Consider the following 15,702-nt stretch of genomic DNA (forward strand, 5'->3'; position numbering starts at 1 on the left):
AAATGGAATACGTTCTAAAACTGTAAAGAAGTACAAGGCGACGACAAATTCTAAACACAACTTACCTGTCTATCCGAACCTATTAAACCAAAAGTTTCAGGTGGACCATCCTAGCCAAGTTTGGGTAGCTGATATTACCTACATTTGGACAAAGCAAGGCTGGCTGTATCTCGCATCGATTATGGATTTGTATTCAAGACGAATTTTAGGTTGGCATATGAGTGAACGAATGACAAAAGAATTAGTCATCACAGCCCTTGAACGTGCGGTTGTTGCCCAAAAACCAACGCCAGGGCTCATTCATCATTCAGACCGTGGGAGCCAATATGCTTCAAATGCTTACCAAAGTTTACTACGGTCAAATGGTATGTTTACCAGCATGAGTCGCAAAGGAAATTGTTATGACAACGCTTGTATTGAGTCTTTTCATGGCGTGATTAAAAAAGAGTTAATTTTTCATAGAAACTATCAAACAAGAGATGAAGCTAAGAAAGATATATTCGAGTATATTGTCAGCTTTTACAACTACAAACGCATTCATTCATCAAACAATTATCAGTCTCCAATCGTGTTTGAAAAACTCTACTATAAGAATTATGTGTCAATAAGAAAATCCTCACTATCAAGTTGAGGGTGAACCCTTAACTTGATAGTGAGGTCACCAAGCGTAAGCGCGGTAGGGAAAAAGCAAAAGTCCCTATTCGATGTGTCCATTTTCTTGACATAGTATCATTTCTGCCTAAAGTTCGTCACTCTAATTATAATAACTATAAAAAGGAAGTGATTATATGAATAAGGCTGTTATTCTAGCGGGAGGAACAGGTTCACGCTTATCGCCTATCACACGTATCATAAATAAACATCTACTACCAGTAGGTAATTACCCTATGATTTACTGGTCAATTTATAAAGTAAGGGAAGCTGGTATTGAAGAAATCCTGCTATTAACATCACGGGAGTATTTAAGTTTGTTTATTCAATTACTTGGTGAAGGCGAAGAGTTTAATGTGAAAATAAAATATAAAATTCAAGAATCAGCCACTGGAATTGCAGGCGCCTTATCGTTAGCCAAAGATTTTATCGGCGATGAAAAATTCCTAGTATTGTTAGGAGACAATATTTTTCAAGATTCGTTACAGCCCTATTTATATGAATTTGAGGATAATAGGAGTGGGGCATTTGTATTACTAAAGGAAGTTGAGCAACCAGAACATTATGGAATTGCTAGGTTCAATAAGGATAAGGGAGAAATTATCTCAATTGTAGAAAAGCCAAAGGAAGAAGGACCAGCTTATTGTGTAACTGGGATTTACTTTTACGATCCTTCTGTTTTTTCTTATATAGAAAGAATTTCACCATCAACGAGAGGGGAATTAGAAATTACCGATGTAAATAATTTTTATCTCAATGACTCGTTGCTATCTTATGAAGTATTAAAAGGCTGGTGGATTGATGCAGGTACACCTGAATCTCTGTTTCTAGCAAATAAGTTCGTCCATAAAGGGGATGGAAAGTAAAAGGTGACTGACAAAATAAAAGTATAGGAGGCTGGTTTCATTGATTAGTGGAGTGAAAGTAAAAAGATTAATGAAGCATTGCGATGATCGTGGCTATTTTGCAGAGCTAGTTAGGGAAGATGAAGGTTTACTTGAACGGTTTGGGCAGGCTTCTATATCAATGAGCTATCCAGGTGTGATAAAAGCATTTCACTACCATAATTATCAGGATGATCTTTGGTTCTTTCCTTCAGGAAATGCTCAAGTTGTCCTTCATGATTTGAGGGACACATCCCAAACATATGGAGAAACCGACGTTTACTATTTAGGGGAAGAAAATCCTATCCTTTTGTTAATACCAAAAGGGGTTGCTCATGGGTATCGAGTATTAGGTGAGCGACCTGCAACGATTGTTTATTTTACAACAGAAGCGTACAACGGAGTGGACCCAGACGAAAGAAGAATTTCTTACAATGATCCTTGTATTGGTTTTGATTGGGTAACGAGGCACCGGTAGACCTCAAAAGTCCTATTCATGTTGTTAACTACCAACATTTTAAGTTTAATATGGAGTGATTCAGTTGACGAAAGTTTCCATAATTATGACTAGTTATAATAAACCAAAGTTTATAGGTAAAGCAATAGAAGGTATATTAAATCAAACATTTACAGATTTTGAGTTGTTATTAATGGATGATAATTCTAATGAAGAAACTCAAAAAATAATTGAATCATATTTACACGATAGTAGAATTAAATATTTTCGAAGTAATATTAAAAGTACGATAGAAAGAGTACAAAAAACCCGGTATGCTGTCTTAATTAATGAAGCTTTAAGAAAAGTAGAGGGAGAATATATTTCATATGCAACAGATGATAATATATACCTCCCAAAAAGGTTAGAAATAATGGTGGATTATTTAGATAATAATCCTTCAATCCCGATTGTATATTCATCGTCTAAAACAACACATGTCGATAAAAATGGAAGCACAACACATCAAATAGAAAGAAAAGCTATAGTTAATCAATGGCTTGCCTCATGTGTTATAGATCATTGCTCGATAATGCATAGAAAAGGTATTTTAAAAGAAATATATATAAAATGGGGTTCTTATTGGGATGAAAATCCAGAGTTCTATAGAATTGGAGATGCACGCTTTTTTTGGAGGGTAAATCATTTTTGGCCATTTTATCCAATTGATGAAGTACTAGATGATAACTATATTACAGAGGAGTCTATACATCATCAGTTGGTATTTGCCGATGAGAAATCAGAATTTGCTAAACTGCTTCCGCCACAACGAACATGTAAAGAATTACGTGAGGATTTAAGAAGGAATATTAGAGGGGATAATATATGAAGGAGATTTATTTAAAGCATTATTGGTTATTATTTATAGAATTTATAGAGACATTTAAAGAATTAACTCATAATAATATTCCTTTAGCATTGTTAGCAAACTTTTATCAATATATTGATGAAAATGTAAAAAAAGAGATGCATGAGGAAAGCTTTAGGCAGAAGATAAAACAAGAAAGGCTTAAGATGGAGGAAATTCAACCATATTTTGAAAATTTATTGGAACCAATTAAAAGTCCATTAAAAGAGAAAAAGCCAGGACCAACACTTTTAAACTTTGCGTATTTACGTTTTCCCTTAGAGACTTTTCATGATGAATTTAGACCTGAACAAACAGCTGTCCTTATGGGCAGAAAAACAAAAGATAATTCATATCAGGGAATCTCAATTTATCACCTTGTCGATTATGAAAAGAAAAATACTGAAGAAGAGGTACTTTTGATAAGAAAAGCAAAACAAATTTTTACTAATAATAGTAATCACATTTTATTTAGTAATCATTTCTTTATAAACAAGTTTATTAGTCAAATACCAACTATGATACGGATATTGAATAGTGTAAAAAATTTTTTAACGGAAGTTCCTATTTCCTGTGTCATAGTGGGTACCACAGAAGACTTAATAAGCCGTACACTTGCGATTGTTTCTGCTTCAAAAGGTATACCTAGTATTTGTATGCAGCATGGTGCTCTAATGGGGGAAGAAGCATTTTTACCGATATTTACCACTAAGGTGGCTGTTTACGGAGGATATGAGAAGCAGTGGTATTTAGCAAGAGGAGCTATTGAGGAACAAGTGGAAATTATAGGTCATCCACGTTATGATACTATTTTTAAAAGAGAAAGTATGCCAAAAAAACAATTTCAAGAAGAGTTTAACTTGGATCCCAAAAAGCAGTATATACTAATTGCAACTCAACCTGGCTCTCAGAAAAAATGGAGTCAATTAGTCAAGAAACTTATTAAGAATACAGACTATGAAATAATAATTAAGCCTCATCCGTGGGAGATTGGGAAAAAAAACTATTCAATCTATGAAGCACTAGGTAATAAATATAAATCCGTTAAACTTATTTTGAATAAAACGATATCAATATATGATATTTTGCCAAATATTGATCTTGTTATCGTTAAAACTTCTACAGTAGGTTTAGAGGCAATGTTATTAAACAAACGAGTAATTGTACTAAAGGATAGTATGTACCCTTATTATGATCAGCTAGGGAAGTTTGCAAATGATGATATATCAAGTGTAGTTAAACAAATTAATCAACTTTTCATTGACACTAAGTTACAACAAGAATTTGAAGAAACAAGAAACCAATTCCTCACAAATTCTTATCCGCAAAAATTATCAGGGATAAGACTAATTGAGTTAATAAGAAAACTTACAAATGGTTAATATATATTACCAATTTCTAGTTTTTTCATAAACTACGATGTCTAGGTCACAGTTTATGAAAAATTGAATATAACAGTATATTTATGCTGGTAAGGGAGAAGTAAATTTATAATAATGAAGTGTATGTATTATATCAAATTATTCAAGAAAGGAGGACTGATTGTGTTCTTTAGAGATAAAAAGCTTTTAATTATCGGAGGAACAGGAACAATTGGGAGAAATATAATTAAGCATATTTTAGTAGAACAACCTAGCGTGATTAGAATCTTCAGTCGAGACGAATATAAACAATACCAACTACAAAATGAATTAGGGGAAAGGTCTAATCTACGATTTTTAATAGGAGATGTTAGGGATTACGATCGTGTTTATAGCGCAATGCAGGATATTGATTATGTTTTCCATTTAGCCGCAATGAAGCATGTACCATCTTGTGAATATAATCCTTATGAAGCGGTATTAACCAATATACAAGGAACATATAATGTAATAAAAGCAGCAAACGCTCAATTTGTAAAAAAAGTAGTTTTTACTAGTTCAGATAAAGCTATCTCACCAACCAATACGTACGGTGCCACTAAACTAACAGCGGAAAAACTAATTACTGCGGCAGAAGCTACTAAGGGGAATGGTCAAACAACTTTTGCTAGTGTTCGATTTGGTAATGTGCTTGGCTCAAGAGGTTCTGTTATTCCTTTTTTTAAAAAGCAGCTCATAGAAAATAAGAGAATAACAGTTACTGATAAAAAGATGACTAGGTTTATGATGACATTAGGTCAGGCAACGAAACTAACAATCAAAGCACTTCAAGAATCGCAAGGTGGAGAAGTTTTTGTTCTAAAGATGCCAGTTATCCTCTTAGAAGATTTAGTTTCTATTATTATAGAGGAAGTATGCGGAAAATATAATATTAAATTAAAAGAAATAAACGTAGAAGAGATTGGGTTAAGAGCAGGTGAAAAAATGTATGAAGAATTAATGACTTATGATGAATCAACGGTAGCATGGGAGTTACCAGATATGTTTGTGATTCCTGGACTTTATCAAAAAGATGACAAGTATCCTGGAGCACAAAAGGCACTTCGCGGTACGTATAGCTCAATGAATCAAGTTCCACTTACAGATATTGAATTATACAATTTAATCAAAGGTGAACTATTAATATAATAATAGAACATACTTTTATAGAGTGTTCAAAAATTAGTGGCAATGGCTTCGTGCACTGTCCGCCTTAGTAGGAGAAAATCGCTCCAAAGGCTTTTAAAAGATTAAAGTGGCTTCACTCATTGCTTCAAGGTTGTTTAAAAGGGAAAAGACCCCCTTTTTAAACAACCTCTTTTACTATTTAACAGTTTCTTTTAAAAAAAAACGGTATATTACAGGAACCCTACTTATAAAATAAAGTGAAGTACTTACATGGAACAGATGATAGGGGGAGGGACTGTTTGAAAGTTCTTGTTACTGGTGGTGCAGGATTCATTGGTAGGTGGGTTGTCCAACAGCTGTTAAATGATGGTCATTATGTCTGGGTTCTCGATGACCTTTCAAATGGTCGAATAGAGAATATTGAAGAATTTCTAGGTCACAAAAAATTTAAGGAAATGATAAAAGGTGATATTAAAGATGTTTCCCTATTAAAAGACATATTTAAAAATAAGTTTGATATTTGTTATCATTTAGCAGCAAGTATTAATGTTCAAGATAGTATTGAAAGTCCAAAAAACACATTTGATAATGATACGGTTGGTACTTTTAATATTTTGGAACATTGCAAAGAAAGTAATATAAAGATAGTCTTTATGAGTACGTGCATGGTATATGATTGTGCATCTAATATAAGTGGAATTAAAGAAAATGATAAGATTAAACCTGTGTCTCCTTATGCTGGTGCAAAAATAGCAGCCGAAAATATGGTCTTGTCCTATTATTATGCATATGATTTACCAGCTGTAGTTATTCGTCCTTTTAACACGTATGGTCCTTATCAAAAAACGGGTGGTGAAGGGGGAGTTATCGCAATCTTTATAAAAAATAAGTTAGAAGGAAAACAGTTACAAATCTATGGGGATGGTACACAAACTCGTGATCTCCTTTATGTAGAAGATTGTGCTCGTTTTGTTGTGTGTGCAGGTTATACAAAGGAAGTAAATGGAGAAATTGTAAATGCAGGATTAGGTCGTGATATTAGTATTAACAGTTTAGCACAGATAATTGCTGAAGATGGTTCTCGTATCGACCATGTCAAACATATCCATCCACAAAGCGAAATTCCAAAGTTAATATGTAACTATGAAAAAGCAAAGAAACTCTTAGGTTGGGAGCCTAAAGTTAGTTTAGAAGAAGGAATAGAACGAACAGAAAAATGGATTAAATCAACTAACCTTATTTAATAAGGAGAAATACATGAAAAATATTGATAAACTGTATATAAATGGTGGAAAGCCTGTTAGAGACACATATCTTCCATATGGAAAACAAGAGATTGATGATGAAGATATTCAAGCTATTATTAACGTATTAAAAAGTGACTATCTAACAACTGGACCTACAATTTTACAATTTGAAAGAGCAGTTGCAGAGTATGTTGATGCAAAATATGCTGTAGCTTTTGCTAATGGTACAGGAGCATTACATGGTGCCTGTTTTGCTGCGGGTATTCAAGAAAGTGATGAGGTTATCACGACCCCAATGACATTTGTTTCAAGCTCAAATTGTATTCTCTACCAAAGGGGAAAGCCTGTATTTGCTGATATAGATCCTAGAACGTACAATATATCTCCTCTCTCCATCAAAAAACTCATTACCAAAAAGACAAAAGCAATTATTCCAGTTGATTTTACAGGCCAACCAGCCGATTTAGATGAAATTCAATACCTTGCTAATCAATTTAACTTAGTAATAATTGAAGATGCTGCTCATGCGATTGGAGCAACATACAAAGGAAGAAAAATTGGTTCAATTAGTGATATGACAATGTTTAGCTTTCATCCGGTAAAACATATAACCACTGGAGAAGGTGGGATAATCACTACTAATAATAAAGAGTACTACGAAAAGCTTATTCAGTTTAGGAGTCATGGAATAACACGTGAACAAAATCAACTAAGTGAGAATCATGGGCCTTGGTATTATGAAATGCAATTTCTTGGATTTAATTATCGAATGACTGATTTACAAGCTGGACTTGGGATAAGTCAATTAAAAAAATTAGATAGGTTTATAAAAATAAGAAACAAGTATGTAGATATGTACAATAAAGCATTTCAAGAAGTAAAGGAGGTCACGTTACCTTATCAACTAGCAAATTGTCAGTCGAATTGGCACCTTTACATTATCCGGCTTGATTTAGAACAATTAAAAATTGGACGCAAAGAAATATTTGAAGCCTTACAAAAAGAAAATATCGGCATTAATGTACATTATATACCAGTTTATTTGCAACCATATTATCAAAAATTAGGTTATAAAAAGGGAATATGTCCAAATGCAGAAAAACTATATGCTGAAATTATTACACTACCTCTATTCCCAGGAATGTCTGACAGTGATGTAAGAGATGTAATTAAAGCTGTCTTGAAGGTAATCATTAATTATAAAAAAACTTAATAGAAGGGGTTGATGATTATACAAAAACTAAAAATTATTGCTGAAATAGCTAATGCTCATCAAGGAGATATAGATACACTTAAGACATTAATTATAGCATCAGCAGAATCCGGTGCAGATGCAGTCAAATTTCAATGGTTCAAGTATGACTATCTTGCCACACCTGACTTTAATTGGTATTCAGTTTATAAAAATTTATTTATTAGTGAAGATAATTGGAAGAAAATGCTAAACTTAGCAAGGGACGTAGGACTCGAAATCTGGGTTGATATCTTTGACGAATGGGGATTAAAGTTAGCAAATAAACACAGCTCGTTGATCGATGGGATAAAAATACCGACTACTATTATTCAAGCAGAAAAGTTAGTTGAAGAAATATTGAAATTAAATAAGCCTATTATGCTAGGAGTTGGAGGCTGGTACGATAAAGAAATTGATTCCTTCATTAAACTATTAAAAGACAAGATGATAAATAAGACTAAAATCGTATTAATGCATGGGTTTCAAGGATACCCAACAAAAACAGAAGACGCTAATTTAAATCGCATAAATTATTTAAAAAATAAATACCAATTGCCAGTTGGTTTTGCAGATCATGAAGATGGGTCTCGTCCACTAGCAATAGATCTCCCTATGTATGCAGCATGCATGGGTGCAATTTATATTGAAAAACATATAACGCTTGACCGATCAAAAAAAGGGTATGATTATTATTCATCCTTAGAGCCTGAAGAGTTTTCTTTAATGGTTAGTAAATTACATCAACTAGAAGTAATACTCGGAGGGACAGAAGTAGGCGAGACCCAAAGAAACTATCTAAAAGATGCTGTGAGAGTTGTTAGTTCTACAAATATTAAAAAGGGTCAAGTGCTTTCAAGTAATCAAATAGTTTATAAAAGGTGTGAAAGAGAAGATGCACTTATGCCTTGGGATTTCAAAAAAATGTTACCTTGTATTGCAACGGAAGATATTAGTAAAGATAAACCAGTTCTATCCACTATGATTCGTAAACCGACTATTGTCATTGTTGTCATATGCCGTCTGAAGTCAACGAGGTTACAAAGAAAAGCGCTATTGAAAATTAATGGAATCCCATCAATACAAAGATGTCTTATAAATTGCTTGGCTATCCCGAATATATCGTCAGTAGTATTGGCAACGTCAGATCTACCAGAGGATGATCCTTTGGAACAATTTTCACTCAGTGGAAGAGTAAAAGTGGTTAGAGGGGACCCAGAAAATGTAGCTAGAAGAATGATTAAAGCTGTTAAGCTAACAAATGCGGATATCGTATTACGTATAACTGGTGACTGTCCTGCAGTTTCACCTGAGATAGTAAGTTTATTAATTGAGGAGCATTTAAAAAGCGGTAAAGACTTTACTACAGCCACAAGTGAGCACGCTATAGGTACTGCTGCTGATGTAATAACAGTAGAATCACTTAAGAGATTGTTAAATAGGGCAAACAAATTAATTTATACGGAATATTTATCATTTTATTATTATAATAACCCTAGTATTTTTTCAGTCAATTTAGTTAAATTACCAGAAAAATACCAATTTCCTAATTGGCGTTTGACATTGGATGAAGTATTAGACCTAGAAATGTTTGAAGCTTTATATAAAGGATTAGAACTTGGAGAAGAACCTTTATATTTCGAATTATTAAGGAACTATCTAATATATCATCCAGAAATAATAAAACTCAATGAAAACGTCTCACTATTGTGGAAGGATAATGTAAAAAAAATGAAAGAAATTAATCGAGCTACAATCTTGGAATAAAAAAAGGAGATTTTGCACTTGAACATATTTATTAGAGTTGATTCTTCTTTTGAAATTGGTACTGGTCATGTCATGCGTTGTCTTGCACTTGCGGAAGAATTAAAACAAAATGGAGCAAAAGTCTCTTTTATTAGCCGGAGATTTCAAGGAAACCTTCTCCACTTTATACGAGAAACAGGGTTCAAGGTTTGTGCGTTACCACCTCCAAAACAAAGTCTCTTTCATTTAGATAATGAAGTAAAACATTCTCATTGGCTTGGAGTTGCTTGGAAAACAGATGTTGCTCAAACTAAAAAAAAATTAGAAAAGTCCAAACATATAGACTGGTTAATTATTGATCACTATTCAATTGATAAAAAGTGGGAAAGTGAAATACGACCTTATGTAAGTAATATCATGGTTATTGACGATTTAGCAGATCGGCCACATGAGTGTGAATTGTTGTTAGATCAAAACCTCTTTCAGGATATGGAAAAACGGTACGAAGAATTGGTACCGAAAAAGTCAAAGAAGTTATTGGGACCGAAGTATGCACTATTACGTAAGGAATTTAGAGAGGCAAAAAATCATGTGAAGGTGCGAGACGGAACTGTGAAGAGAGTAATGATTTTTTTTGGAGGAAGTGATCCAACTAACGAAACAACGAAATGCTTAAAAGCTATTGAACTATTAAATCGAAGTGACATTATTTTTGACGTAGTGGTTGGAAGTACAAATCTGAAAAAAGAAGAAGTAAAACAAATGTGTGCAGTACTACCTAACGTAAATTATCACTGCCAGATTAATTATATGGCTAATTTAATGCTAAGAGCCGATATAGCGATTGGTGCGGGAGGGAGTACTATATGGGAGAGGTGTTATTTAGCTTTACCCACAATAACCATAATTACTGCTTTAAATCAAGTAGAGGTAGTGTCTGCTGCAGAAGAAGTCGGGATAGTTTGTAATTTAGGTTATAGTAATATCGTAGATTCAATAGAAATTGTTAGGAAATTAAAGTGTTTAATAAATAATCCAGAGAAAGTAAAGGAGATGTCTAAAAACTCCTTGTTACAAACTGGAGAAAAGTCAAAAATGGATGCCCTAACGCAGTCCATTATTTGGGAGAGTACATCAATGATTGACTTAAGGAACTTTAGCATAAAGGACATTCAGGAGGATCAATTGGACTTGGTTCGAAACTGGAGAAACTCTGATGCAATACAACCTTATATGTATACCGATCACAAGATTACAGAGCTCGAACATAAAGAATGGTTTAATAAAGTTAATAAAGATGAAAGTACAATAGTGAAACTCATTTATTATCTTAATAAACCAATAGGATTGGCGAATTTTTCTAATATTAATAAAAATAATAATACATGTAATTGGGGGTTTTATATAGGGGCACAGAATGCACCAATTGGTTCAGGTACTATATTAGGTTTGTTGGCTTTGGAATATATTTTTAAAAAAGTTGGTATGAGAAAGGTATGTGGAGAAGTATTAGAATTTAATCATACTAGTTTAAATTTTCATAAGAAGCTAGGGTTTGAAGAAGAAGGAAGATTTGTTAAACATGTTGTAAAAGATGGTGAATATATAGATGTAATTGCATTAGCTCTTTTTATTGATAAATGGTCAGCAGTAAAAAAAAATTTATTGTTTAAATATAGAGGTGAAGCGAATGAAGGAACTTAATATTTGCGGGAAAGAAATTGGTAGAAAGCACAGCCCTTTTATTATTGCTGAAATGTCAGGCAACCATAATCAATCATTAGAGCGTGCGCTTGAAATTGTAGAAGCTGCAGCTAAAGCAGGAGCCAATGCAATAAAAATTCAAACTTATACAGCTGATACAATGACTATAAATCTCTCGCAAGGCGACTTTACATTAAGTGATTCTAAAAGTCTATGGAAAAATAAGTCTTTATATAAATTATATCAAGAAGCATATACTCCCTGGGAGTGGCATCAACAAATTTTTACACGATGCAAGGAACTAGGCCTTATAGGGTTTAGCAGCCCATTTGATCAAAGTGCTGTTGATTTTCTTGAATCAATAGATGTACCTTGCTATAAGATTGCATCGTTTGAAAATAATGATTTGTCGCTAATACGTAAAGTTGCGAAAACAGGTAAACCATTAATTATTTCGACAGGGATGGCTACAATTGCTGAGCTTGATGAAACTGTAAGAACCGTAAGAAAGTATGGGTGTAAAGAGTTAATATTATTAAAATGCACGAGTACGTACCCAGCTACTCCAGAAAATACAAATATAACAACCATTCCACATATGAGAGAGTTATTTCAATGTGAGGTAGGATTATCAGATCACACTTTAGGAATAGGTACATCAGTAGCAAGTGTTGCCTTAGGGGCAACAGTAATTGAAAAGCACTTTACGTTATCCCGAGTAGATGGAGGAGTTGATGCACCCTTCTCGATGGAGCCGGATGAAATGAAAGCATTGGTAGATGAATCGAATCGGGCTTGGCAAGCTCTTGGTCAAGTATACTATGGTCCAACAGATATTGAAAAATCAAGTATTAAGTTTAGGAGATCACTTTATGTTACGGAAAATATGAAGAAAGGAGATATATTTACAGAACAAAATGTCAGAGTAATACGTCCAGGTAATGGACTGCCTCCTAAATATTATGAGGTTATATTAGGTAAAAAAGCTAATCAGGATATAAAAAAGGGAACAGCTTTCAGTTGGCAATTGATTTAATAGTCCACCAATGTGTATATCTAGAAATAGTTAGATAGACTTACACTAATATTTAAGGGTTTATATAAGGAAACAGAAATGTTTATGAACCATTTCTAATTTTAATAGAATTATAAGGAGGGTGACTGCTATAGGTGAATATGAAAATTATGATGAGTATTACCGTCATTATATGTCTTTATTCTTGGAATTTATAGACGATTTCAAAGGATTATCTTATATGGGCATTCTATTACCGCTTTTAAGCAAATTTGAACTTTATATTAATGAAGATGTAAGAAAAAAGGTGATCCGACCATCATATAGAAGAACTTTGAAAAGACAAATTTATAGGAATGAACAGATACAACAAGGATTTGACCATTATATAAACCTTATGAAGAGTAAACCACCAAAGTCAATTAAGAAAGGCGGAAAAATCTTACTATACCCAGTTGCTCTTCGTTTCCCAGAAGAGATAATGAGGAAATTTAATCCTAGTAAGACTATTATTCTTACACCAAACCAAAACGGAATTTACTACGGAATACCTATACATTCATTAACAGACTATACAAATAATAAGGATCATTTAGTTAAGAGTATTATGACAAGGGCAGAAATATTATTTGCCTATTATCAGAAGCATCCAATCTATAGTGATGCTCATTTTCAAAGAAAGTTTTTTGAAGATATTCCAAATATGATTCACAGTATTAAGGCAATTAATAATTATTTTAATGAGAAGCCGATTTCGTGCGTGATAGTAGGAGCAACATCTATTATCGAAAGTAGTATATTAGCCCTTTTAGCTGCTTCAAGAGGTATTCCAAGTATTTGCATGCAACATGGTTTATTAATGTGTAAACAACATAGTACATTTCTTCCTGTATTAGCAACCAAACAGGCTGTATATGGTCAGTATGAAAAAGACCTATACACACAATATGGAGTTTCAGAAGAAAATATTGAAATCACTGGGCATCCACGCTTTGATAAAATAAATTCGAATCCTTCAATTACAAAAGAACATTTTCTAGACCAACTAAAGATTGATAAAGACAAAAAATCTATTTTGATTACTACTCAGCCTTCTTCAGATTATTTATCTCATCCTACATTTGAATCTTCTCCATATTGGAACACATATATTGATATATTAGCGAAAGACCCTAATATTGAAATAATTATAAAACCTCATCCATATGAATATCAATTTAATACATTATTTTATTATAAGAAATATAGTCAATTATATAATTCAGTTAAGGTTGTTGATCAGGAAATTGATTTATATAGCATTTTTCATCATGTAGATTTAATTTCAATGGCAGGATCAACTACAGGGCTAGAAGGGTTAATTGCCAATAAACCAGTAGTCTGTTTATCCTATAATCAGAAATTTTGGTCAAATAGAGATTATTATGAAAGATTAGGTGATTTCAACCACTTAGATTCTGAGGCCGCTGCAATTTTTACAAAAAGGATCCTTTATAATGAAAGCATGCAGCAGAAAATGATTGAGTCTAGAAAAATATTTTTGAACTACGCATATCCAAATAAGTATGCTATAGATAAGTTATTTGACTTAATAAATAAACTCACTGAAATATGAGTAAAACATAAAAGTAACCATGTTGCCTTGGAAGGACTCTTAAAAATTGAAAATATAGAGAATTACACTGTCTATGAAATAGTCCTTCACTTAAATGCATATAAATCTTATAAACTAAATCTTATAAATCTTATACTAGGCATTCATAGCAATTGATGTATTGATATTTATAGCAAAGAAACACAAAAAATCCTTAAAGAGAAAAAGGCAATTCAACTTTCAAAAGATAATTTACTTTTTATTTTGGATTGGAGAGGTAATCCTAAAGAAGAACTAAATAGAGTAGGGTACCCACTTACGTGGCTATCCCCTCATCAAACCGTACATTCCCTACTAAGGCATACGGGTTACCAATGTGTTACTTGTATTATTTATTAGTTGCTAACCCTTTGGCAAATTTTATATATCGAGTTCGGTCGGGAGAGCAATATTTCTCTCCTTTTTCTTTTGCTCTTAGAATCGCTCTTCCCTGTTGTTTCTTCTGTTTTTCCTTCATGTATCTTAGATAATTTGCGAGTAAAGGACTGATAACACCACACTGAGGAGTGTCAGAATCGACTTGATGATATTTCCCTTCTTCCATGTAGCCAACTTCATATCATATTTAGCGATGTACCAGGTTCTTACTTCCGTACTATGAGAGCGTCTGATTTCTCTATTCATGATAATAATTTCTGTTTACATTATAATAACCTATCCGACTTTCCTGAAATACCAAGGCTATCTATTTTCTCTGAAAGACCCTCAGAGATATTCATCTCTTCCTTGCCAGTTGACACAAGGATTTTATATTATTTATCAGTGATTTTGCTAAGTGAGATTCCTTATTTTTAAACTTCTGTAATTTTATTTTACAGTACCTACTTAAACGCTTTTCATATTCTTTTATTCCTTCAAGGTAAAACTTTTCTATTTTGTCACCTACTATATAAACTTTAAAGTTCAATCGAATAAACTCTATAACTTATTTCGATAAAGGGCCGTTATCTTTAATATACAGGAGAAATATTTGTAGTAAATGGTTTAATTGAATTAGAGATTTTTTTAAGAATTAGACAATTTATGTTTTAATTCTTATTTTTTCCTAATACCTGATAAACGCACAAACATGTAATATATAGAAATCATATTAATAAGTAAGCATTTACTGGAGGGAATGCAGATGCCAAATTTTAATATTTTTAACTCCAAAAATGACCCATTAAATGTATTTCTAATAAATACATCAGGTTCACCAATTTTTACACTTCCTGTTGCTGAGCTCGAACATCCTACAGTAGTGGTTCCAATAGAGGAATTAGCAACTGAAAATGGGTTGCTATTTGCTGGTTCAACAGGAGCAATTAGCGTTCCAGCTAATGGTTTTTTAACTTTGCAATTAACAAATCCAGCTGGAGCTGCGAGAGTACTAGTTTTCTCAAGGTTATCTGGTGGAGCAACAGTTAATACAAGGATTTCAATTCTACGAAATGGTACTTTTACAGCGGCTGGAACAACTATTACACCGCGAAACACAAACTTTAGTTCTCCTGATAATAGTGTATGGACTGCTAAATTTATTTCACAAGCTAGTGACCCCACCGTTGGAGGAGTATTTGTGATTGAATATTCGGGTCGAATTAGAATAAACCCAAACACAACTATGCTAGTAAGAATGGCAAATAATACAAACAAAACAAATCTATTATCACTCAATTTTTCCTATTGGCAAGAAAGTATATAAATTTTCATCTTATAA

15 protein-coding genes are annotated in these 15,702 nt (G+C 33.0%); 13 read left to right on the forward strand and 2 right to left on the reverse strand.

The genetic code is table 11. The features are described from left to right. The 12 genes from CD003_RS22145 to CD003_RS01340 all read left to right on the forward strand — a co-directional run. Positions 1-631, forward strand: a 631-nt coding sequence (locus tag CD003_RS22145; protein ID WP_257008134.1) for an IS3 family transposase, incomplete at its 5' end; no start/stop codon positions are given. Between the two features lie 157 nt (positions 632-788). Then, entirely contained in the window at positions 789-1,517 is a 729-nt protein-coding gene (locus CD003_RS01290; protein WP_096199084.1) for a sugar phosphate nucleotidyltransferase, read from the forward strand. Between the two features lie 40 nt (positions 1,518-1,557). Then, complete coding sequence (locus CD003_RS01295; protein ID WP_096199085.1) at positions 1,558-2,013, forward strand: dTDP-4-dehydrorhamnose 3,5-epimerase family protein; 456 nt, start codon at positions 1,558-1,560, stop codon at positions 2,011-2,013. 64 nt (positions 2,014-2,077) lie between these two features. After that, on the forward strand, positions 2,078-2,860 hold the full coding sequence (locus tag CD003_RS01300) for a glycosyltransferase family 2 protein (RefSeq protein ID WP_096199086.1): 783 nt from the start codon (positions 2,078-2,080) through the stop codon (positions 2,858-2,860). After that, the gene (locus CD003_RS01305) at positions 2,857-4,260 is read left to right on the forward strand and encodes a capsular polysaccharide export protein, LipB/KpsS family (protein WP_096199087.1); all 1,404 of its coding nucleotides are present in this window, start codon (positions 2,857-2,859) and stop codon (positions 4,258-4,260) included. Before CD003_RS01300 ends, CD003_RS01305 begins: the two co-directional genes overlap by 4 nt. A gap of 162 nt (positions 4,261-4,422) precedes the next feature. Continuing rightward, the gene (locus CD003_RS01310) at positions 4,423-5,427 is read left to right on the forward strand and encodes an SDR family NAD(P)-dependent oxidoreductase (protein ID WP_096199088.1); all 1,005 of its coding nucleotides are present in this window, start codon (positions 4,423-4,425) and stop codon (positions 5,425-5,427) included. A gap of 278 nt (positions 5,428-5,705) precedes the next feature. Beyond that, the gene (locus tag CD003_RS01315) at positions 5,706-6,650 is read left to right on the forward strand and encodes a dTDP-glucose 4,6-dehydratase (protein ID WP_096199089.1); all 945 of its coding nucleotides are present in this window, start codon (positions 5,706-5,708) and stop codon (positions 6,648-6,650) included. A 13-nt stretch (positions 6,651-6,663) separates the two neighbouring features. Beyond that, positions 6,664-7,866 carry a UDP-4-amino-4,6-dideoxy-N-acetyl-beta-L-altrosamine transaminase gene (gene pseC / locus CD003_RS01320; RefSeq protein WP_096199090.1) on the forward strand — a complete coding sequence of 401 codons (1,203 nt, stop codon included), beginning with the start codon at positions 6,664-6,666 and terminating at the stop codon, positions 7,864-7,866. Positions 7,867-7,878: 12 nt separating this feature from the next. Then, positions 7,879-9,651, forward strand: coding sequence for an N-acetylneuraminate synthase family protein (locus tag CD003_RS01325; protein WP_096199091.1), 1,773 nt, complete (start codon positions 7,879-7,881; stop codon positions 9,649-9,651). Between the two features lie 18 nt (positions 9,652-9,669). After that, on the forward strand, positions 9,670-11,334 hold the full coding sequence (gene pseG / locus CD003_RS01330) for a UDP-2,4-diacetamido-2,4,6-trideoxy-beta-L-altropyranose hydrolase (RefSeq protein WP_142302821.1): 1,665 nt from the start codon (positions 9,670-9,672) through the stop codon (positions 11,332-11,334). Next, positions 11,321-12,370 (forward strand): pseudaminic acid synthase, encoded by a 1,050-nt coding sequence (gene pseI / locus CD003_RS01335; protein WP_096199093.1) that lies wholly within the window; start codon positions 11,321-11,323, stop codon positions 12,368-12,370. Before pseG ends, pseI begins: the two co-directional genes overlap by 14 nt. Positions 12,371-12,491: 121 nt before the next feature. Then, a complete protein-coding gene (locus CD003_RS01340) occupies positions 12,492-13,964 on the forward strand; it encodes a capsular polysaccharide export protein, LipB/KpsS family (protein ID WP_096199094.1) in 1,473 nt (490 codons plus the stop codon). 367 nt (positions 13,965-14,331) lie between these two features. Here CD003_RS01340 and CD003_RS01345 read toward each other — a convergent pair whose 3' ends face one another. Continuing rightward, positions 14,332-14,547 (reverse strand): hypothetical protein, encoded by a 216-nt coding sequence (locus CD003_RS01345; protein ID WP_096199095.1) that lies wholly within the window; start codon positions 14,545-14,547, stop codon positions 14,332-14,334. A 171-nt stretch (positions 14,548-14,718) separates the two neighbouring features. Then, complete coding sequence (locus CD003_RS22495; protein WP_179295383.1) at positions 14,719-14,910, reverse strand: 23S rRNA (pseudouridine(1915)-N(3))-methyltransferase RlmH; 192 nt, start codon at positions 14,908-14,910, stop codon at positions 14,719-14,721. Between the two features lie 216 nt (positions 14,911-15,126). On the opposite strand from CD003_RS22495, the gene CD003_RS01355 reads away from it, so the two are divergent. After that, positions 15,127-15,687, forward strand: coding sequence for a hypothetical protein (locus tag CD003_RS01355; RefSeq protein WP_096199097.1), 561 nt, complete (start codon positions 15,127-15,129; stop codon positions 15,685-15,687). Positions 15,688-15,702: the final 15 nt, after the last annotated feature.

Source organism: Bacillus sp. FJAT-45350 (assembly GCF_002335805.1).
Lineage (GTDB): Bacteria > Bacillota > Bacilli > Bacillales > NISU01 > FJAT-45350.

Excerpts from the sequence above, each read along its gene's own strand:
- CD003_RS01355 (WP_096199097.1), top strand. The coding sequence starts at position 15,127 with ATGCCAAATTTTAATATTTTTAACTCCAAAAATGACCCATTAAATGTA.
- pseI (WP_096199093.1), top strand. The coding sequence starts at position 11,321 with ATGAAGGAACTTAATATTTGCGGGAAAGAAATTGGTAGAAAGCACAGC.
- CD003_RS01345 (WP_096199095.1), bottom strand. The coding sequence starts at position 14,547 with ATGGAAGAAGGGAAATATCATCAAGTCGATTCTGACACTCCTCAGTGT.
- CD003_RS01305 (WP_096199087.1), top strand. The coding sequence starts at position 2,857 with ATGAAGGAGATTTATTTAAAGCATTATTGGTTATTATTTATAGAATTT.
- CD003_RS01290 (WP_096199084.1), top strand. The coding sequence starts at position 789 with ATGAATAAGGCTGTTATTCTAGCGGGAGGAACAGGTTCACGCTTATCG.
- CD003_RS01325 (WP_096199091.1), top strand. The coding sequence starts at position 7,879 with ATGATTATACAAAAACTAAAAATTATTGCTGAAATAGCTAATGCTCAT.
- pseC (WP_096199090.1), top strand. The coding sequence starts at position 6,664 with ATGAAAAATATTGATAAACTGTATATAAATGGTGGAAAGCCTGTTAGA.